Source organism: Actinoallomurus soli, from assembly GCF_024055715.1.
Lineage (GTDB): Bacteria > Actinomycetota > Actinomycetes > Streptosporangiales > Streptosporangiaceae > Actinoallomurus > Actinoallomurus soli.
Genome location: NZ_JAMXMV010000001.1, coordinates 275,698 through 295,233, shown reverse-complemented (window position 1 = coordinate 295,233; position 19,536 = coordinate 275,698). Strand labels below are relative to the sequence as shown.

At 71.6% G+C, this 19,536-nt stretch carries 16 protein-coding genes; 5 read left to right on the top strand and 11 right to left on the bottom strand.

What is annotated here, in order from left to right; genetic code table 11:
* Positions 1 to 7 precede the first annotated feature (7 nt).
* Complete coding sequence (locus NDW01_RS01365) at positions 8 to 589, top strand: hypothetical protein (RefSeq protein WP_252815786.1); 582 nt, start codon at positions 8 to 10, stop codon at positions 587 to 589.
* A gap of 78 nt (positions 590 to 667) precedes the next feature.
* Here NDW01_RS01365 and NDW01_RS01360 read toward each other — a convergent pair whose 3' ends face one another.
* On the bottom strand, positions 668 to 2,254 hold the full coding sequence (locus NDW01_RS01360; RefSeq protein ID WP_406567672.1) for an MDR family MFS transporter: 1,587 nt from the start codon (positions 2,252 to 2,254) through the stop codon (positions 668 to 670).
* Between the two features lie 120 nt (positions 2,255 to 2,374).
* Between NDW01_RS01360 and NDW01_RS01355 the strand changes: the two genes are divergently transcribed.
* Complete coding sequence (locus NDW01_RS01355) at positions 2,375 to 2,944, top strand: TetR/AcrR family transcriptional regulator (protein ID WP_252815783.1); 570 nt, start codon at positions 2,375 to 2,377, stop codon at positions 2,942 to 2,944.
* A gap of 44 nt (positions 2,945 to 2,988) precedes the next feature.
* On the opposite strand, the gene NDW01_RS01350 is transcribed toward NDW01_RS01355, so the two are convergent.
* The 8 genes from NDW01_RS01350 to NDW01_RS01315 form a co-directional block, all read right to left on the bottom strand.
* Positions 2,989 to 3,465 carry an RNA-guided endonuclease InsQ/TnpB family protein gene (locus NDW01_RS01350; protein ID WP_308211613.1) on the bottom strand — a complete coding sequence of 159 codons (477 nt, stop codon included), beginning with the start codon at positions 3,463 to 3,465 and terminating at the stop codon, positions 2,989 to 2,991.
* Positions 3,466 to 3,781: 316 nt separating this feature from the next.
* Positions 3,782 to 5,143, bottom strand: a complete 1,362-nt coding sequence (locus NDW01_RS01345) for a glutamine synthetase family protein (RefSeq protein WP_252782775.1) — start codon at positions 5,141 to 5,143, stop codon at positions 3,782 to 3,784.
* A 145-nt stretch (positions 5,144 to 5,288) separates the two neighbouring features.
* Positions 5,289 to 6,062, bottom strand: a complete 774-nt coding sequence (locus tag NDW01_RS01340) for an amino acid ABC transporter ATP-binding protein (RefSeq protein ID WP_308211612.1) — start codon at positions 6,060 to 6,062, stop codon at positions 5,289 to 5,291.
* Positions 6,059 to 6,880: an amino acid ABC transporter permease gene (locus NDW01_RS01335; RefSeq protein ID WP_252815781.1), complete on the bottom strand. Its 822-nt coding sequence runs from the start codon at positions 6,878 to 6,880 to the stop codon at positions 6,059 to 6,061. Before NDW01_RS01335 ends, NDW01_RS01340 begins: the two co-directional genes overlap by 4 nt.
* Positions 6,881 to 6,910: 30 nt before the next feature.
* Positions 6,911 to 7,720, bottom strand: coding sequence for an ABC transporter substrate-binding protein (locus tag NDW01_RS01330; protein ID WP_252815779.1), 810 nt, complete (start codon positions 7,718 to 7,720; stop codon positions 6,911 to 6,913).
* A gap of 74 nt (positions 7,721 to 7,794) precedes the next feature.
* The gene (locus NDW01_RS01325; RefSeq protein ID WP_252815777.1) at positions 7,795 to 9,321 is read right to left on the bottom strand and encodes a penicillin-binding transpeptidase domain-containing protein; all 1,527 of its coding nucleotides are present in this window, start codon (positions 9,319 to 9,321) and stop codon (positions 7,795 to 7,797) included.
* 94 nt (positions 9,322 to 9,415) lie between these two features.
* Complete coding sequence (locus NDW01_RS01320) at positions 9,416 to 10,225, bottom strand: ABC transporter substrate-binding protein (RefSeq protein ID WP_252815775.1); 810 nt, start codon at positions 10,223 to 10,225, stop codon at positions 9,416 to 9,418.
* A 56-nt stretch (positions 10,226 to 10,281) separates the two neighbouring features.
* The gene (locus tag NDW01_RS01315; protein ID WP_252815772.1) at positions 10,282 to 11,313 is read right to left on the bottom strand and encodes an ArsR/SmtB family transcription factor; all 1,032 of its coding nucleotides are present in this window, start codon (positions 11,311 to 11,313) and stop codon (positions 10,282 to 10,284) included.
* 70 nt (positions 11,314 to 11,383) lie between these two features.
* Here NDW01_RS01315 and NDW01_RS01310 point away from each other — a divergent pair, with 70 nt between their 5' ends.
* Positions 11,384 to 12,613, top strand: coding sequence for an MDR family MFS transporter (locus NDW01_RS01310; protein WP_252815770.1), 1,230 nt, complete (start codon positions 11,384 to 11,386; stop codon positions 12,611 to 12,613).
* Positions 12,614 to 12,771: 158 nt separating this feature from the next.
* Here the strand turns inward: NDW01_RS01310 and NDW01_RS01305 are convergent, their stop codons facing one another.
* Positions 12,772 to 14,166 carry a glycoside hydrolase family 16 protein gene (locus NDW01_RS01305; RefSeq protein ID WP_252815769.1) on the bottom strand — a complete coding sequence of 465 codons (1,395 nt, stop codon included), beginning with the start codon at positions 14,164 to 14,166 and terminating at the stop codon, positions 12,772 to 12,774.
* A gap of 274 nt (positions 14,167 to 14,440) precedes the next feature.
* On the opposite strand from NDW01_RS01305, the gene NDW01_RS01300 reads away from it, so the two are divergent.
* Positions 14,441 to 15,658: an MFS transporter gene (locus NDW01_RS01300; protein ID WP_252815767.1), complete on the top strand. Its 1,218-nt coding sequence runs from the start codon at positions 14,441 to 14,443 to the stop codon at positions 15,656 to 15,658.
* Between the two features lie 424 nt (positions 15,659 to 16,082).
* Positions 16,083 to 17,927, top strand: a complete 1,845-nt coding sequence (locus NDW01_RS01295) for an NAD+ synthase (RefSeq protein WP_252815764.1) — start codon at positions 16,083 to 16,085, stop codon at positions 17,925 to 17,927.
* 679 nt (positions 17,928 to 18,606) lie between these two features.
* Here NDW01_RS01295 and panB read toward each other — a convergent pair.
* Positions 18,607 to 19,449, bottom strand: coding sequence for a 3-methyl-2-oxobutanoate hydroxymethyltransferase (gene panB, locus NDW01_RS01290; RefSeq protein ID WP_252815763.1), 843 nt, complete (start codon positions 19,447 to 19,449; stop codon positions 18,607 to 18,609).
* Positions 19,450 to 19,536 lie beyond the last annotated feature (87 nt).

Genomic DNA, 19,536 nt, shown 5'->3' with positions numbered 1-19,536 from the left:
GTGGAGCATGAACACGCGATCGTCGCCTCTCCCGAGCACCGCCGACCTCACCGGGATGTCTCCGGCCCAGATGGAGCGCGTCCTCGCCCGTTCCGACCTGGCGGACGCGCCCGCCGAGTGGTGGACCGTGCTGCTGTCCGTGTGCAACACCGGTCTGCTCGGCACCGAGTCCGGGAGTCCGGACGGCAGGACCTGGGGGGCGATCCTGCTGACGGCGCTCGACGTCGCCCGGCGGGCCGGCGCCCTCGAGCCGGAACAGGCGCTGCAGCGGAGACTCATGGTGCAGGCCGCGATGTTGCACTACTTCGGGCCGTCGAAGCAGGACCCGGTCCTCGATCCGGAGCTGATGGTGACCGGGTTCCTCGACGACATCGGCAGGTCCCGGGACGAGGTGCGGGAGGAGAGCCGGGAGCTGGAGCACGAGCTGCGGGTGCGCCGGGGCGATCCCGCCCTGCTGCCCAGGGCGTTCCGGATGAGGCGCGTCAAGGACGCCCTGGGCTCCCTGCGTCTCATCGCCGGCCATCTGACCGACGAGGGTCTGCGGCGGGAGGCCGAGGAGTGGTGGTCGCTGGCCGACCGTATTCCGTGACCGCCGCGAAGGCCGTACGTCACGGGTCCCCGGTCCGCCTCCTGCGGACCGGGGACCCGTGATCGATCGACGCCCGGATCAGATGACCGGCTCGGTGAGGGTCTCCTCGGCCTGCTGCTTCGGGCTCCCGGGAGCCGAGCCGCGGAGCGGCACCTCGCGGACGAACCAGGCGAGGATGAAGGCCGCGAAGGCGACGACGGCTCCGCCGATCAGCGTGCCGTGCAGGCCGTTGGTGACGCCGGACTTGAACGCCTCCTGCACCGGCACGGGCAGCGTGTGCAGCAGCGCCGGGGTCACGTGCGCGCCGCCCGACGAGATCTTGTGGGCGACCTGCGGGCCGAGCCGGTCGGAGATGGTGTGCTCCAGGCGGTTCGTGAAGATGGAGCCGAACAGCGCCACGCCGAGCGAGCCGCCCACCGTACGGAACAGGGTGACCGAACCGCTCGCCGCGCCCATGTCCCGGAGCTCGGCGCTGTTCTGGGTGATCAGCATGGTGTTCTGCATGATGAAGCCCATGCCGAGGCCGACGCCGGCGGTCAGCGCCGAGCTCACCGCCGTGCTGGTGTCGACCTTGAGCAGGAGCAGCACGAGCATGCCGGCGGTCATCACCGCGCCGCCGATGATCGGGTAGAGCTTGTAGCGGCCGTTGCGGGCGATCAGCTGACCGGTGGTCAGCATGACGACCAGCATGCCGAACATCAGCGGCAGGAGCAGCAGGCCGCTCGCCGTCGCGGAGGCGCCCTGGACGTCCTGCATGTACTGCGGGAGGAAGTTCACCGCGCCGAACATGGCGGCGCCCACGAGGAAGCTCAGGATCTGCGCGACCGTGAAGTTCTTGTTGCGGAACAACCGCGGCGGCAGGATCGGCTCGGCGGCGCGGGCCTCGGCGAGCACGAACAGCACCAGGGTGACGACCGCCACGACCGCCAGCCCGATGATCTCCCAGGAGGCCCAGGGGTACTCGGTGCCGCCCCAGCTCGCGACCAGGGTGAGGGAGACGACGCCGACGGTCAGCAGGAAGGCCCCGAGGAAGTCGATCTTCGCCTTGATGTGCGGGGTGTGCAGGCGCATGCCGACACCGGTGACCAGCAGGGCGAGCGCGCCGAGCGGCACGTTGACGTAGAAGGTCCAGCGCCAGCTCAGGTGGTCGGTGAGGAATCCGCCGATCAGCGGGCCGCCGACGAAGGCGATGGGCATCATCCCGCCGATGATCGCCTGGAAGCGGCCGCGCTCGCGCGGCGGGACCAGGTCACCGATGATCGCGAAGGCGCCGACCATGAGGCCGCCGGCGCCGAGGCCCTGCAGCGCACGGAACCCGATGAGCTGGCCCATGCTCTGCGACAGCCCGGACAGCATGGAGCCCGCGAGGAAGACGACGATGGACGCCATGAACATGCCCTTGCGGCCGTACAGGTCGCCGAGCTTGCCCCAGATCGGCGTCGCGGCCGCGGTGGCGAGGGTGTAGGCGGTGACGACCCAGGCGAGGTGGCTGAGACCGCCGAGGTCGCCGACGATGGTCGGCAGCGCCGTGCCGACGATCAGGTTGTCGAGCATCGCGAGGAACATGCCGAGCATCAGGCCGATGATCGCGATGTAGATGGATCGCGTGCTTCTCGGCTCCGCCGCGCCTGGTGGCGCTGACTCCGCCGTGTTCGTCCCCGCCATCGGTAACCTCTCTCTGAGGCCGACTGCTTACTTGTCGACCGGCTAGTTTCTTTACCTGCCGTACGGTAAGTTAGGAACTAGCCGGTCGTCAAGTTAGTTTGGTTTGGACGGAGTCTCATCATGGGCGAACCCCGCGGCGACACCCGGGCGCGGATCCAGGCGGTCGCGCTGGAGCTGTTCGCCGAGCACGGATACGAGAAGACCTCGCTACGGGAGATCGCCGAGCGGCTGCACGTCACCAAGGCGGCGCTGTACTACCACTTCAAGACCAAAGAGGACATCATCGTCAGCCTGTTCGACGATGCCCTCGCCAGGCTCGACGACCTCATCGCCTGGGGTCAGGCCCAGCCGCCGACCGTGGAGACGCGGCAGGAGATCGTGCGCCGCTACGCCGACCACCTGTACACCTCGACGCCCGGAATCATGCGCTTCGCGCACGAGAACCAGGGCACCATGCGCGAACTGGCCGTCGGCGAGAAGCTCAAGTGCCGGGTCAGGGCCCTCATCGAGCTGCTCGCCGACCGGAAGGCCCCGCTCACCGAGCAGCTCAAGTCGGCGATGGCGATCTTCGGGCTGAACATCGCGCTCTTCGCCTTCGACGACTACGACATCACCGACGAGCAGCGCCGCACGACGGGCCTCGCCGTCGCGATGGAGATGATCGGAACGCCTCAGAGCACCGACAGTTGACGCGCTCCCCAGCCTAAAAGGCTGAGGATTCAGTCCGTGCCGTGTCATGCGGCACCTCTGTGGCTTCCTGCTTCAACGGGCATGCCACCAGGGTGGGGTGGTCTTACCTGCCCTCCACCGGAACGGCTTTCACCGTCCCGCCCACGGGTGTGGGAGGCGTTTAGTCTCTCCGCCCGTCCGGCGGCGAGGATGTTCTTGGCCGCATTCACATCCCGGTCATGGACCGCCCCGCACGAGCAGGCCCAGGATCGGACGTTCAGCGGCATCGACTCGGCCAGTGCCCCGCAAGCCGAGCACTGCTTGGAGGATGGATACCACCGGTCGATCCGGTGGACAGTCCGCCCGTACAGGCGCGCCTTGTACTCCAGCATGGCCACGAAGGACGACCAGCCGGCATCGTGAACGCTTTTGGCCAGCCGGGTGCGCGCCAGTCCCTTGACGGCCAGGTCTTCCACATAGATCGCTTGGTTATCGCGAATCAGTTGCGTGGAGAGCTGGTGATGGAATCCGCGTGCGGGCAACCGCCGGGACCAGCGGACCGCGATATTCCCGACCTTCGGTAACCGGAGTTTCCCGCCGGAGGTGATGGCGAAGCGGGCATTGCGGGTAAACCGGACCGCCTGCCGGTTGTCCTTACGGGACCGGAAGCGTGGGGATGCGATCTTCGATCCCTTCCGCCCTCCCTGCAGGGAGGTGAAGAAGTTGCCTATGAGCGCATCGGTTCCGCCTCAGGCGGCCCAGAGACGGCCCAGGGCTGTTAGGAGAGGTTCGGGCCGACGGTACGTCTGACCGTCGGCCCGACCGTCGTGCGGGTCTGACTAACGGTCTGAGCAGGGATTACAGGACCGACAGATAGCGGCGGCGCTCGTACTCGGTGACCTGGCGGCGGTAGTCCTCCCACTCCGCGCGCTTGTTGCGCAGGAAGAAGTCGAAGACGTGCTCGCCGAGGACCTCGGCGACCAGCTCGCTGCGCTCCATGGCGGTGATGGCCTCGTCCAGGCTCTGCGGCAGCGGCTCGATGCCCATCGCGCGGCGCTCGGCCGCGGTCAGCGCCCACACGTCGTCCTCGGCGCCCGGCGGCAGCTCGTAGCCCTGCTCGATGCCCCGCAGGCCGGCGCCCAGGATCGCGGCGAAGGCGAGGTAGGGGTTGCAGGCGGTGTCCGGCGCGCGGAACTCGATGCGGGTCGCGTGCCCCTTCTGGGGCTTGTACATCGGCACGCGCACCAGCGCGGAGCGGTTGTTGTGGCCCCAGCAGATGTACGGCGGGGCCTCGCCGCCGGCCCCGGCGGACGCGCCGACGCCGCCCCACAGGCGCTTGTAGGAGTTGACCCACTGGTTGGTGACCGCGGTGATCTCGGCGGCGTGCCGGAGCAGGCCGGCGATGAACGCGCGCCCGACCTTGGAGAGCTGGTACTCGGCGCCCGGCTCGTAGAAGGCGTTGCGGTCGCCCTCGAACAGCGACATGTGGGTGTGCATGCCCGAGCCCGGGTACTCGGTGAAGGGCTTCGGCATGAAGGAGGCGTGCACCTCCTGCTCGAGCGCGACCTCCTTCATCACCAGGCGGAACGTCATGATGTTGTCGGCCGTGGTGAGCGCGTCGGCGTAGCGCAGGTCGATCTCCTGCTGACCCGGGCCGCCCTCGTGGTGGCTGAACTCGACGGAGATGCCCATCGACTCCAGCATCATGATGGCGTTGCGCCGGAAGTCGTGCGCGGCGCGGTGCGGCGTGTGGTCGAAGTAGCCGCCGAGGTCGACCGGCGTCGGCTCGCTGCCGTCGTCCGGCGCCTTGCCGAGCAGGTAGAACTCCAGCTCGGGGTGGGTATAGAAGGTGAACCCGAGGTCGGCCGCGCGGCCCAGCGTGCGCTTGAGGACGTAGCGCGGGTCGGCGAAGCTCGGCGACCCGTCCGGCATGAGGATGTCGCAGAACATCCGGGCGGTGCCCGGCGACTCCGCCCGCCACGGCAGCACCTGGAACGTCGACGGATCCGGCTTGGCGAGCATGTCGGCCTCGTACACGCGGGCGAACCCCTCGACGGCCGAGCCGTCGAATCCGATGCCCTCGGCGAACGCCTGCTCCAGCTCGGCGGGGGCCACCGCGACGGACTTGAGGAATCCGAGCACGTCGGTGAACCACAGCCGGATGAAGCGGATGTCGCGCTCCTCGAGCGTGCGGAGCACGAACTCCTGCTGACGGTCCAAAACGGATCCCCTTTGTGACCTTCGACGACAACTCTGGCGTTCTATCAGTGTGCCGCGTCCATGTTTCGGCGACGTTACAAGGTCGCGAAGCGTGACCGCCGTTCCGGTGAGCCCCTCACGACCTGCCGTCAGGGGCTCACCGGGGTCACTCCTCGACCTCGGCGGCGGCCGGGTCGAGGACGCGGGACAGGAACGTGCGCGTGCGCTCGTGCGTCGGGTCGCCGATGACCTTCGACGGCGGCCCCTCCTCGACGATGACGCCGCCGTCCATGAAGACGACCCGGTCGGCGACCTCGCGGGCGAAGCTCATCTCGTGCGTGACGACCAGCATCGTCATGCCCTCGAGGGCCAGCCTGCGCATGACGCCGAGCACGTCGCCCACGAGCTCGGGGTCGAGCGCGGAGGTCGGCTCGTCGAACAGCATGACGTCCGGGCCCATGGCCAGCGCGCGGGCGATGGCGACCCGCTGCTGCTGGCCGCCGGACAGCTGGGCGGGGTAGGCGTCCACCTTGTCGGCCAGCCCGACGCGGGCGAGGTTGTCGCGCGCGATCCGGTCGGCCTCGTCCGCGGAGCGCCGCAGCACCTTGCGCTGGGCGATGGTGACGTTGCCGAGCACCGACAGGTGCGGGAACAGGTTGAACTGCTGGAACACCATGCCGACGCGACGGCGCGCCGCGTCGATGTCCACGTCCGGGTCGGTCAGCTCCACGCCGCCGACGTACACCTTCCCGGCGGTGGGCTCCTCCAGGAGGTTGACGCAGCGCAGGAGCGTGGACTTGCCGGATCCGGAGGGACCGATGATGCACACGACCTCGCCGCGCGCGACCTCGAAGTCGATGCCGCGCAGCACCTCCAGGTCCCCGAACGCCTTCTGCAGCCCGGCGACCTGGACCGCCGCGGTGGTGTTCACGGTCGTCACCGCTGCCCCCTCTTCTGCCGGGCCTCCAGCCGCCGCGCCAGGTGGCCGAGCGGGATGGTGATGATGAGGTAGCAGAGGGCGGCGACGATGATCGGCGTGGTGTTGCCCTGCTGGCCGGTCACGTCCTGGGCGAGCTTGGACAGCTCCCGCTGCTGCAGCGTGACGCCCAGGTACAGCGCCAGGGACGAGTCCTTGAACAGCAGGACCAGTTCGTTGGTCAGCGGCGGGATCACGATGCGCAGCGCCTGCGGGATGATGATCGAGCGCATCGCCCGCCCGTGCGACATGCCGAGCGTGCGCGCCGCCTCCATCTGGCCGCGCGGCACGGCCTCGATGCCGGCCCGGATCGTCTCGGCCATGTACGCCGCCGAGACCGCTCCGAGGGCGAGGGCGGCCTGGCCGTACACGCCGCCGGGGAAGTTGACCCCCGGGAAGGCGAGCGGGACGCCGGTGCCCACGAAGATGAAGATGAGCAGCGCGGGCAGTCCGCGGAACACCTCGATGTAGGCGATGGCGAACCAGCGGTACGGCGGCACCGACGACAGCCGCATCAGCGCCAGCACCAGGCCGGCCGCCAGGCCCAGCGCGAACCCGGTGACCGTGAACAGCAGGGTGTTGCGCAGCGCGACCGTGATGATGTCGGGGAACAGCGTCTTGGCGACCCGCCATTCGGCGAAGTTGGTCTTGAGCGCGCCCCAGTTCGCCAGGGACACGAGCAGCACGACGGCGACGACGAAGATGCCGTACTCGCCGCCCAGGATCATCCGGCGGCGCTGCCTGCGGGTCAGCCGCGGCGCCGCCTCCGCGTGTTCAGTCATTGCGGCCTCTCGGATCGGTCAGGGCCGGGCTCAGGCGCCCGCGGGCATCGGGCCGATCCACTTCTCGTAGATCTTCTTGTACTCGCCGTCCTGGCGCGCCTCGTCGATCGTCTGGTTGATCAGCGCGAGCAGCTTGGGGTTCTTGCCCTTGCGGACGGCGAAGCCGTACTGCTCACCGGTGTTGAGGCTGGCCGCGACGCCGTACGCGGAGTTCGCCGGGTCCTTCAGCCAGCCCTGCACGACCGGGTAGTCCTCGATGATCACGTCCACCTGGCCGCTGCGCAGCCCGTTGAGGAGGCTGGCGGAGTCCTTGAAGGACTTCGAGTCGATGCCCTTGGAGTGGACGTAGTCCTCACCGGTGGTGCTCGCCTGGGAGCCGACCTTGAGCTTCTTGGCCTTGACGTCGTCCAGCGACGCGTAGGTCATGCCCTTCTTGGCCATGAGCGCCTGGGTCGCGTTGAAGTACGGCTTGGTGAAGTCGATGTACTTCGCCCGCTCCGGCTTGATCGTCATGCCCGCGGCGGCGACGTCGCACTTGCCGGCGTTCAGCGCGGTCCCCGACTTGATCGTCTCGAACGGGGTGTCGACGACCTGCTGGGTCACGCCGAGCTTCTTGGCGACCAGGTCGATGAGGTCGACGTCGAAGCCGACGACCTTGCCGCCCTGCGCCGACTGGAACGGCGGGTACGGCAGGTGGGTGCAGGTGGTCAGCTTGCCCTTCTTCACCAGCTTGGCGCCCTGGACCGTCGCTCCGCCTCCTCCACCGCCACAGGCGGTGAGGGCGAGGGCGGCCGCGCAGAGCCCGGCGGTGGCGGCGGCGAGCCGACGACTGATAGCCACAATTCCTCCATAACCAGGACAAATAACTGTCCGACTATGTCATATCGCTCGCCACCTGCGGAAACGTCAGCGGGTCACGACTTGATCACGGCAAGGAAGCGAGCCGCAACCGGCCCGGCCACCTGCCCGCCGTCCCCGCCGTGGAGGACGAAGACGGCGAAGGCCAGATCGCCCCGGTAGCCGATGAACCACGCGTGCGTATGGCCTTGGGCATCATATTCGGCCGTCCCCGTCTTGCCCGCCGTGCCCGCCGGAAGTCCGGCGTGAGCCGCGGTGCCCCGGGTGGCGACCGCGCGCATCATCGACCGCAGCCCGTCGACGGCCGAGGACGGCAGCGGCCGGGCCATTCCCGCGTGCACGAGGGGTGCGGGGACCATCCTCGGCGGCCGGTACGAGCCGTCGGCCACGGCCGCGGCGACGACCGCCATCGCGAGCGGGGTCGCCTGGACCCTCCCCTGGCCGATCGACGCCTCGGCCAGCCCGTTGTCGCCGCCCGGGTCCAGGAAGTCACCGGAGTACGCCGTGTCGGTCCCCGTGTCGAAGTGCGCGCCGAAGCCGAACGCGGCGGCGCTCTGCCGGATCCGCTCCGTTCCCGCCGCCACTCCGAGCTTCGCGAACGTCGTGTTGCAGGACTCCGCGAACGCGTCGGTGAGGGCGACCCGGCCGAGCGCCAGGCCGCCGTGGTTGTGGATCGTGCGCTGCCCGGCGACCGTCACGGCCGGGCAGTCGACCGCGCTCGCCGGGGTCATCCCGCCTTCCAGGAGCGCCGCCGCGACGACCACCTTGAACGTCGATCCCGGCGGATACAGCCCCTGGAACGCGCTCTCGGCGTCGGGCAGCCGGTCGGAGACCGCCACGATCTCCCCCGTCGAGGGGCGGATCGCCACGAGTGCGGCCGACGCCGATCCCACGGCCGCGTCGGCGGCGGCCTGCGCGCGCCGGTCGATGGTCGTCCGGACGGGCTCCGCGCCACGGCCGGGGAAGACCTTCAGCTGCCGCGCCGGCCGTCCCGGGTTCCGGACCTCCACCGCCCACCCGGGGACCCCGTCGTCCTCGCCGTACCGTCCGCCGACGTCCGCGAGGTACGGCTGGGCGCCGCTGTCGTCGGGCAGGGGCCGGCCGTCCGCGGCGACCGGCGCTCCCGACGCGGCGTCGGGCCGGGCCAGGGCCAACGCGCCGCCGTCGACCAGGGCGGGGTGCAGCGTGGCCGGCGACCACACGACCCGCCACGCGCCGTCGCGGCGCACGAGCCGCAGGGTCGCGCGGAAGCTCCAGTCGCCGATCCCGGTCAGGTGCCGGGTGACGCCGTAGTCGACGGACGCCTCATCGCCGTGCCGTACGAGCGGGCCGGGGGTGAAGCCCACCGCGTCGACGCGCAGCGCATGCGACAGGGCGCGGTGCCGGTCGGCGAAGTCTCCGGGCGGGTCGTCGACGAGCCGCCGCATCGCCGAGAAGTCCCCGTCGCTCCAGGCGCGGAAGTAGGCGCGCGAGGCCTCCTCCGGCGTCGCCGGACCGCTCGCTCCTCGTAAGGCGGCGCACGAGAAGGCGGCCGCAGCCACCAGGATGATCAGGCCGGCCGCGACGACGGCCACTCTCCGCATCGCACTCCCCCATCGGCGACCTCTAAGTCGATCATGGTCTCCGACGCGGTGACGACGGCATGGCCGGTTCCGGCCGCCGGCTCACCCGGCGGCGTCACGCGGTGGTCTGTGGCGGCATGGGGCCCATCCAGCGCTCGTACGTCCGCCGGTAGGTGCCGTCCCGCCGGATCTGCGCGATGACGTCGTCGATCAGCCGCAGCAGCGCCGGGTTGTGGCCCTTGCGCACGGCGAAGCCGTACTTCTCGTGGGTGAGCATCCCCGGGACGAGCGTGAAGTCCGCGTTGGCCTCGTCGGTGAGCCAGTAGCGCACGACCGGATCGTCCTGGACGAGCGCGTCGACCTGGCCGGTGCGCAGCGCGTCCAGCTCCGTCGTGGCGTTCTCATAGCCCTTCGTCTGCCATCCCCGGCGGCGCGCGTACGCCTGCCCCGTCGTGCCGACGACCACGCCGACCCGCGGCCCGTTCGGCCCCAGGGCGTCCGGGGTGATCCGCGCGTCACGGCGGGCCATCAGCACCTGCCCGGAGTCGAAGTACGGCCGGGAGAAGTCGATCACGGCGGCCCGCCGCGGGTCGATGGTCGTGCCGGCGGCCGCCACGTCGCAGGCCGCGACCGCGAACACCTCGCCCGAGGTGATGGCGGTGAACCGGGTGTCGACGATCTTCTGCCGCACGCCCAGCCGCCGGGCCACCAGGTCGATCAGGTCCACGTCGAAGCCGACGATCGCCTTGCCGCGCTGGAACTGGAACGGGGCGTACGGCAGGTGCGTGCAGGTGGTGAGCCTGCCGCGGGCGACCAGGTGGACGCCCCGCACGGTCTGACCGGGCGGCGCGCACCCGGCGAGCAGGCAGGCGGCCACCGCCGTCGCGGGCACGACGCGCGCCCGGGAGAGAGTGAACAGGTGCACGGTGCCTCCGAGGGGGGTACGACGCTCCATCCGTCCCACTCACGCGGAAGAGTCAATCAGTTGCGCACCGTCACGTCCATGTCGATCGCGCCACCGGCCTCCGTGATCGCACCTCCGGCCGTCGCGAGCGCGTCGCCGGCCGCCGTGCGCGTGTACAGGACGCGCCTTCCGACCCGGTGGCCGGTCACCAGACCGCAGGCGCGCAGGACGCCCAGGTGCTGGCTGATCGCACCGGGGGTCACCGCCAGGCGCCTGGCGAGCTCCGTCGTCGACGCCGGGACCGTCAGCGCGAGCAGCAGCGACGCGCGACGCCGCCCGATCAGTGCCGCGATGGCGTCCGGGGGCGCCGCCGGGGCGGTCTCCCACAGCGTCGCGACGCCGTACGCCGGGTAGCTCAGCATCGGCTGGTACGGCGGGGTCATCACCGAGACGGCCGGCCAGACGAACGCGCTCGGCACCAGGACCAGCCCGCGCCCGGCCAGCGGACCGCGATGGTGCCACCGGCGCTGAACGGCGAGCCGGTCGCCGTGCCAGCGCACCGCCTCGTGGAGGCCGGCGAAGAGGCCCTCGGCCCCGCGCTCGGTCAGGGCGCGGGACCGCCGGAGCACGTCGGCCTCCAGCAGCGCCCGCATCCTCGGCCAGGACTCCTCCAGCGCCGCCTCCCAGTAGGCCTCGACCAGGTCCGCCACCTGGGCGAGGGCACGCTCGGGATCCTCGGACATCGCCCGGCGCCACGCGCGCAGCGGCGCCGGTTCCACGGACCCCGTCCCGACGTCCCGGATCTCCGCGGCGACCCGGCCGGGGGGCGTGGCCCGTACCCGCTCCAGTTCGGCGGCGAAGTCCGGGAGCGGGGACGCCGGAGGCGGGGTCAGGAAGTCGGGCATGTACCCGTCCGCGGGGACGAGCGCGTGCAACGGCGTCAGGTCGAGCCCCCGCAGCCGGGGCCGTACGGCGCGGACCCACGGCAGGTGCAGCGCGCGCCGGGACGGGTCGGCCAGCACGCGCAGGCTGTGCATGAGCTCCCAGAGCGGTGAGAACGCGAAGCGGACGCGCGCGACGTCGTCCGGGGCGAAGAGGAATTCGATCATTCAGGCTTCGATCTTTTAGGCACCGCTAAAAGAGTTCCAGCCGGGCGCCGGTGTTGTCGACCATGCGTCCATGACCTCCGTCGACGAGATGCCCGCTCCGCCGCCCACCCGGCTCCCCGCGTTCCTGCACACGCGGGTCGGGGGCCTGCCGCGGGGATTCTGGGCACTCTGGACCGGCAGCTTCGTCAACCGGCTCGGCACGATGGTCGAGCCGTTCCTCGCCTTCTATCTCACGGGGGTGCGCGGCCTGTCGGCCGGCGCGACCGGGCTCGTGCTCGCGCTGTTCGGTCTCGGCTCGATCATCTCCCAGGTCGTCGGCGGAGTGCTCGCCGACCGGGTCGGGCGGCGGGCCACGCTGACCGGCGGGATGCTGGCCACCGCCGCCGCGATGCTCGCGCTCGGGTACACCACCGCGACCCCGGTCCTGATCGTGCTGGTGTTCGTGCTCGGCCTGACGATCGACGCGTTCCGCCCGGCCTCGCAGGCGCTGCTGGCCGACCTGGTCGGGCCCGCCGAGCGGACCCGCGCGTTCGGCCTGCTGTTCTGGGCGATCAACCTGGGCTTCGCGGTCGCGATGGTGCTCGGCGGGACGCTGTCGCGCGCCGGCTTCTCCTGGCTGTTCTGGATCGACGCGGCCACGTCCGTGATGTGCGGCGTCCTCGTCTGGCGGGCGGTGCCCGAGACCCGCGGACGGCGTGCGGAGCGCGAACCCGGCGGGCTCGTGGACGTTCTCCGGGACCGCGTCGCCGTCGCCTCGGTGCTGGTCGTCCTCTGCTACGGCATCGTCTACATGCAGTCCTACTCGACGCTCCCGCTGGCGATGCGGCACGCGGGGCTCCCCCCGTCGGCGTACGGCTTCGCGATGGCCCTCAACGGCATCGGGATCGTCGTCGTCCAGCCGCTGATCGGCGCCTGGCTCGGCCGCCGCGACCACAGCCGGGTCCTGGCTGCGGGGACGGCCGTGGTCGGGGCCGGGTTCGGGCTGACCGCGTTCGCGTCGTCGGGCTGGGCCTTCGCGGCGACGGTCCTGGTGTGGACGCTGGGCGAGGTCCTCTTCGCGGCGGTGTCCACCGCGATCATCGCGGACCTCGCGCCCGCGCACCTGCGGGGGCGCTACAGCGGCCTGTACGGCACGGCGTTCGCGGCCGCGTCCCTGCTCGGCCCGCCGCTCGGCGGCGGGCTGCTCGGCCTGGCCCCCTGGTCGCCGTGGCTCGCCTGCGCCGTCCTGTGCGGGGTCGCCGCCTGCGGCGCACTCGCGCTCGGCCCGGCGGTCCGGCGACGACGGGTTCTGGCGGCGTAGGAGGGACGACGGGCTTCGGAGCCGTGGGGGGACGACAGGCTTCGGAGCCGTCGAAGGGGCGACCGGCGCTGGTGCCGTGGAAGGAACTGGGCCGGAATAGGGTGCGGGCGCGAGGCGGGCGGGGCGGGAAACCGGTGGACGCCCCGCGCCCGCACGTCTCAGTGACCGAAGTCGAACCAGTTGACGTTGACGAAGTCGGCGGGCTGGCCGCTGGTGAAGGTCAGGTACACGTCGTGCGTGCCGGTGACCCCGGCGATGTTGGCCGGGACCGTGCGCCAGTTCTGCCAGCCGCCGGTGTTCCCGACGGCGAAGCTTCCGATCGGCGCGTTGGACCGGCTGTCGAGGCGCACCTCGACCAGCCCGCTCACGCCGTCGGCGGCGCCGCTCGCGACCCGCGCGTAGAACTGCGTCGCCGGCGTGGAGCCGAAGTCGACGCCCTTGTACAGCGCCCAGTCGCCGTTCGCGACCCACCCGACGTCCTGGCCGCCGCCGCTGTCGGTCGTCGTCTCCGTGGCCAGGCCGGACTGCTGGTCGTAGGACTCGGCCTGGACCGGCGTGTAGGCGTCACGGCTCCCCGGTGGGGGCGGCGGGGGCGTGCTCCCGCCGCCGGTCTGCCAGACCGCCACGTAGTCGACGAGCATGGAGTGGCCGGGGACGGTGCCGGAGTCCGGGCCGCCGCCGTACGCCGCCGGGAACCCGCCGCCCATCGCGAGGTTCAGGATGACGAAGTAACCGTGATTCGTCGCGTTGGCCCAGGTGGTGGCGTCCATTTGGTCGGCGCGCACGGTGTGGAAGTTGACTCCGTCGAGGTAGAACCGCATTTGTTCCGGGCTGGTGCTCCGGTCCCATTCGAGGGCGTAAGTGTGGAACGCGGCCTGACAGGTCGTCGGAGAGCAGGCGCGCTGGCCGCTGATGCCGTTCGTCTCGTGACACGGGCCGTCGGGGCTGGTGCCGCAGTGCATCGTGGCCCACTCGTTGTTGATGCCTTGAACGTTCTCCATGATGTCGAGCTCGCCGATGCCCGGCCAGTTCCACCAGTTGCCGCGATAGGGGGCGCCGAGCATCCAGAACGCGGGCCAGTAGCCGTTGGCCGCCGCGCCGGTGACGTCCGGCATCTGGATCCGCGCCTCGACCCGGAGCTTCCCCCCGGCGGGCGGCTGGAAGTCCGAGCGCCGGGTCTCGATCCGGCCGGACGTCCAGTTCCCCGCGCCGTCGCGCTGCGGGGTGATGCGCAGGTTCCCCGCGCCGTCGAGGGAGACGTTCGAGGTCGAGGAGGTCATCGTCTCGACCTCCCCGGTGCCGAAGTTGGCGGGGCCGCCGGGGTAGCTCGTCCCGGTCGTGTACTGCCAGTTCGCGGTGTCGACGCCGGAGCCCGCGGCGCCGTTGAAGTCGTCGCTGAACACGGTCGTCCAGCCGGAGGGAGGACCGGGCACGGAGGCGCGGGCCGCGCCGGGGGTGATGGTCGCCGCGGCGCCCGCGACGACGAGGGAGGACAGCAGGGCGAGGGTCGCTCGCAGGCGAAGCCTGCCTCGCCTGGCGGGGGTCGCACTCATAGGGACCTCTCTTCCGAGAGCGGGGGCGGAGCCATGAGCGCGCAGTCGGGAGGCTGCGGCCTCACTGTCCCTCGCGGAGGCGATTCGGTCAAGGCATGAACACATAACCGCCACGGCGGTGTGCTATGCGTTCAATTCATGAACACCTGCTTCCGTCGGCGCGAGCACCGAAGGGGATTGACCGAATGTTGTGAAATGTCTAACTTCAGGTGGTTAACCCCCTTCGAGGCGGCGTACGAGCTGAATGGTGCAGGGTCCGAGGTCCTGTGGCCTGGTGCGCGGGCTGTCCGTGCTCCGGGAGCGTGACTTCCGCTGGTTCTTCCTCGGCCAGTGCACCTCCATGCTCGGCGACGGGATGGTCGCGCCCGCCCTCGCCTTCGCCGTCCTCGGCCTGACCGGGCGCGCCCTCGACCTCGGGGTCGTGCTCGCCGCCGGCTCCGCGGCAGAGGTGCTGTTCACGCTGATCGGCGGCGTCATCGCCGACCGCCTGCCGCGCCACTCGCTCATGCTCGGCTCCGACCTCGTCCGCGCCGTGATCCAGGGCGTCGCGGCGGCCCTCCTGATCAGCGGCACCGCCCAGATCTGGCATCTCGTGGTCCTCCAGGCGGTGCACGGGATCGCCGCCGCGGTCTCCGGGCCCGCCGTCGCCGGGGTCGTGCAGGCGACGACGCGACCCGAGCAGCGGCAGCCCGCCAACGCCCTGCGGGTCCTGGCGCTGTCCACGTCGCTCCTCACCGGACCCGCGCTGGCCGGTGCCCTGGTCGTCGGCGCCGGTCCGGGCTGGGCGCTCGCCGCGGACTCGGCGACGTTCGCGATCAGCGCCGCGTGCCTGTCCCGGCTGCGGCTGCGGCGGGCGGGGGGCGACCGGCCGCAGAGGTTCGCCCGCGAACTCGCCGACGGCTGGCGGGAGTTCCGCTCACGGCGGTGGGTGTGGAGCGTCATCGTGGCGGCCTCCCTGGTGAACCTGCTGTACGGGGCCTTCTCGGTGCTCGGCCCCACGGTGAGCGCCCGGTCGTTCGGCGGCGCGGGCGCGTGGGCGCTCATCTCCGCGACGTTCGGCGCCGGCTGCCTCGGCGGCGGCGCGATCGCGCTGTGCGTACGGCCGCGGTACCCGCTGCGCTCGGGAGTGGCGATCATGGTGATGTTCGCCTGCCCGACCCTCGCCCTGGCCGCCGGGCTCACGGTGGCCGGCATCGCGATCGCGGCGTTCTGCGGCGGGCTCGTCCTGATGGTCTTCAACACGCTGTGGGAGACGGCCCTGCAGCACCACATCCCGGCCACGGCCCTGTCCCGCGTGTGCGCCTACGAGTGGGCGGGGGCGCTCGCCTGCCAGCCCCTGGGCCTGGCGCTGGTGGCGCCCGTGGCGGGCTGCTTCGGCCTGCGGACGACGCTCTGGACCGCTGGAACGCTGCAGATCCTCGTCGTCCTCATCCCCCTGCTGTTCCCCGAGGTGCGCATGCTGGCGTCGCCGCCACGCGACCAGCGGACGTGACACGGCCCATCGGGAACGACCGCGCCTGGCAGCGCGTCTCCGGCCCGCATCCGAGGTGGATGCCGGCCACGCGGCTGCCGCTGCCCGAAGGTCTCAGTGGGCGGTCGGCCCGGTGGAGGTGCCGCAGCCCGAGCGGCGGGGGTGGGGGCAGCGGTGCCGAGTGACCGGCGTGGAAGGACTGCGGGAGGTGGGCCACCAGGCGCCGGGACGCCGGGAGCGGGCTGCACCCGGGCGAGCGGGTCTGGGGCCGGCCACCCCGGCGGCCCCGCCGCCGAGTACGTCACCGCACTCCCCCCGGCGGCTGGCCGCCCCGGGCAACCGCCCGTCCGCTATCGCCAATGAGCGTTTCGTTCCCGGCGGGCCGGCACCCGGCCCTCCGGTCCCTGGGAACACCGCCCCGTACGTCCCGTCTAGTCTCGGAGGCGTGGCACAGCTTCGTATCGCACTCGCTCAGGTGAACGGGACCGTCGGCGACCTCACCGGCAACGCCGACCTGACCGTCGAATGGACCCGGCGCGCCGCCGACCGCGGCGCGCACCTCGTCGTCTTCCCCGAGATGTTCCTCACCGGATACCCGGTGGAGGACCTCGCGCTGCGCAAGTCGTTCGTGGACGCGTCGATCGCCACCCTGGAGGCGACCGCCCGGCGGCTCGCCGGCGAGGGTCTCGGCGAGCTGGCCGTCGTGCTCGGCTACCTCGACCGGCGCGGCGACGTCGTGGACCGCGTCGGCCAGCCCGCCGGCGCGCCCCTGGACGCGGCGGCGGTGCTCTACCAGGGCCGGGTCGTCGTGCGCACCGCGAAGCACCACCTGCCGAACTACGGCGTCTTCGACGAGTACCGCTACTTCGTCCGCGGCGACCGGCTGCCCGTCTTCCGGCTCCACGGCGTCGACGTCGCCGTGGCGATCTGCGAGGACCTGTGGCAGGAGGGCGGACCGGTGGCGGTGGCCCGCGACGCCGGCGCCCAGCTGCTCGTCACCCCGAACGCCTCGCCGTACGAGCGCAACAAGGACGACGTGCGCCTGGAGCTGTGCGCCCGGCGTGCCCGCGAGGCCGGGTGCGCGCTCGCCTACGTCAACCTGGTCGGGGGCCAGGACGAGCTCATCTTCGACGGCGACTCCGTCATCGTGGACGGCGAGGGCCGGCTGGTCGCCCGCGGCCCGCAGTTCACCGAGGACCTGCTCGTCGCCGACCTGGACCTGCCCGCCGCCCCGGCGGAGTTCACGCCGGGCGAGACGCCCGCGGACGGGCGCGACGGCACCACCATCACCATCGAGCGCGTGCTGCTGTCCTCGGACCCGGTGCCGGCCTACACCCCGGATGAGCCGCCCTGCGCCGAGCCGCTGGGCGATCTCGGCGAGGTGTACGGCGCACTCGTGCTCGGCGTGCGCGACTACGTCCGCAAGAACGGCTTCCGCTCGGTCATCCTCGGCCTGTCCGGCGGCATCGACTCCGCGCTCGTGGCCACGATCGCCGCCGACGCGATCGGCCCGGACAACGTGCACGCCGTCCTCATGCCGAGCCGCTACTCCAGCGACCACTCGATCACCGACGCGGAGGACCTGGTCAAGAGGCAGGGCATCCACTCCCGTACGGTGCCGATCCGCGGCATGGTCGACGCGTACGAGGTGGAGCTGGAGCTGCACGGCCTGGCCGCCGAGAACCTCCAGGCGCGGGTCCGCGGCAACATCCTCATGGGCCTGTCCAACGAGCACGGCCACCTGGTCCTGACCACCGGCAACAAGAGCGAGCTGGCCACCGGCTACTCCACGCTGTACGGCGACTCGGCCGGCGGCTACGGGCCGATCAAGGACGTGCCGAAGGTCACGGTCTTCGCCCTCTGCACGTGGCGCAACGAGCGAACCGACGGAGCCCACCCGTTCACGCGCCCGTCCGAGACCCCGCCGATCCCGCAGAACATCATCGACAAGCCGCCGTCCGCCGAGCTGCGCCCCGGCCAGCTCGACACCGACTCGCTCCCGCCGTACGACATCCTCGACGCGCTCCTGGACGACTACGTCGAGAAGGACATGGGCCGCGACGGCCTCATCGCCGCGGGCCACGACCCGGAGCTGGTCGAGCGGGTGATCCGGCTGGTCGACGCGGCCGAGTACAAGCGCCGCCAGTACCCGCCGGGCCCGAAGATCACCCCGAAGAACTTCGGCCGCGACCGCCGTCTCCCCATCACCAACAAGTGGCGCGAGATCGTCGCCCCCCACACCAGCGACCCGGCCCACGTGGCCACCCAGCAAACCGCCAGGAACACCTGACCACCGCTACCGAGCAACCACCGTGCCACAGAGCCCCCAGGTCGCCGGATCACCGAGCGCCAAGTCGCCGAGGACGGTACGCCCCTCGGCGATCGGGGGCCGCTCGGCGATCCGGGGGGCCGCTCGGCGGCATCGGGTCGCCCGCCTCGCCGCTCAAGCCCCCTCCCCATGGGAGAGACAGGAACCTATTCCTGAGTGGAGAGGGATAGATGTCTTTCCTGGGCGGGAGAGACAGCGCGCCCGCGGCGGGCGACCCGAAGCTCCCGTCCGCCCCGCCGCATCCGGCCCCGCGACACCCGCGCCGTCGCCGTCGTCACAGCGCCGCCGCTGTCGCCTCCTAGCCGTCGCTGCGGTCTCTTTGCCGTCAGCAGTGACGATGAATGACCGACTCGCCACTTATCTGAGGTCACGAACAGCGGCACAGCGGGCAGAACAGCGGCACCGTGGCCGAACCGGCGGCACAGCAGGCCGGGCAGCAGTACAGCGGCTGGGCTGACGGCACAGCGGCGGCACAGCGGCTGGGCGATCGGCTGAATGGCTCAGCGGCGTGTGGGGCCCGGTTGGATCCTCGCCGGCCGACCTCACGCGGTCCGACCCCACGCCGCACGGCTCCACACGGCCCGGGTCCGCGCCGCCCGGCCCGGTGGGCGGGGCGGGCGGCGTGGTGGGCCGGTGCGGGTCAGCGGTAGCCGTGTTCGGGGCCGGGGAAGACGCCCGAGACGACCTCCGCGGCGAACTCCTCGACGGCGCCGCGCAGCACGCCGGCCACGTCGGCGTACTTCTTGACGAACTTGGCGGTGTGCGGGGTGAGGCCGGCCATGTCCTGCCACACGAGCACCTGCGCGTCGGTGCCGGGGCCCGCGCCGATGCCGATCGTCGGGATGGACAGCGCGGCGGTGACGCGGTCGGCGAGTTCGGTGGGCACGCATTCGAGCACGACGGAGAAGGCTCCGGCCGCCTCGAGGTCCTTGGCGTCGGCCATGAGGCGCTCGCCGTCCTCACCGCGTCCCTGGACGCGGTAGCCACCGAAGGCGTTCACGGACTGCGGCGTGAGGCCGAGGTGCGCCATGACGGGGATGCCCGCCGCGACCAGCGCCTCCACCTGCGGGAGCACCCGCCGGCCGCCCTCGAGCTTGACCGCGTGCGCACCGGCCTCCTTGAGGAACCGCGCGCCGGTGTGCAGGGCCTCGGCCACGCCGGCCTGGTACGCGCCGAACGGCAGGTCGGCGACGACCATGGCGCGGGAGGTGCCGCGCACGACCGCCGCGGTCAGCGGGATGAGGTCGTCGACGGTGACGGGGATCGTGGACTCGTGGCCGAAGACCACCATCCCGGCGGAGTCGCCGACGAGCAGCACCGGGATCCCGGCGTCGTCGAAGACCCGCGCGGTGAGCGCGTCGTACGCGGTGAGCATGGGCCACTTCTCGCCGCGCTCCTTGGCCGCCGCGATGTCGCGTACGGTCACGCGGCGTGCGGTCTGGCCGCCGTACAGGGTGGTCGGCCGACTGGTCGAAACAGACATGGGAAACCTCCTGCCTCGAGGCGCCACGGTGGCGTCCCCGGACGAGATCGATGATCCCACGAGGTCAACAAGTCGTACAGCCCTGAC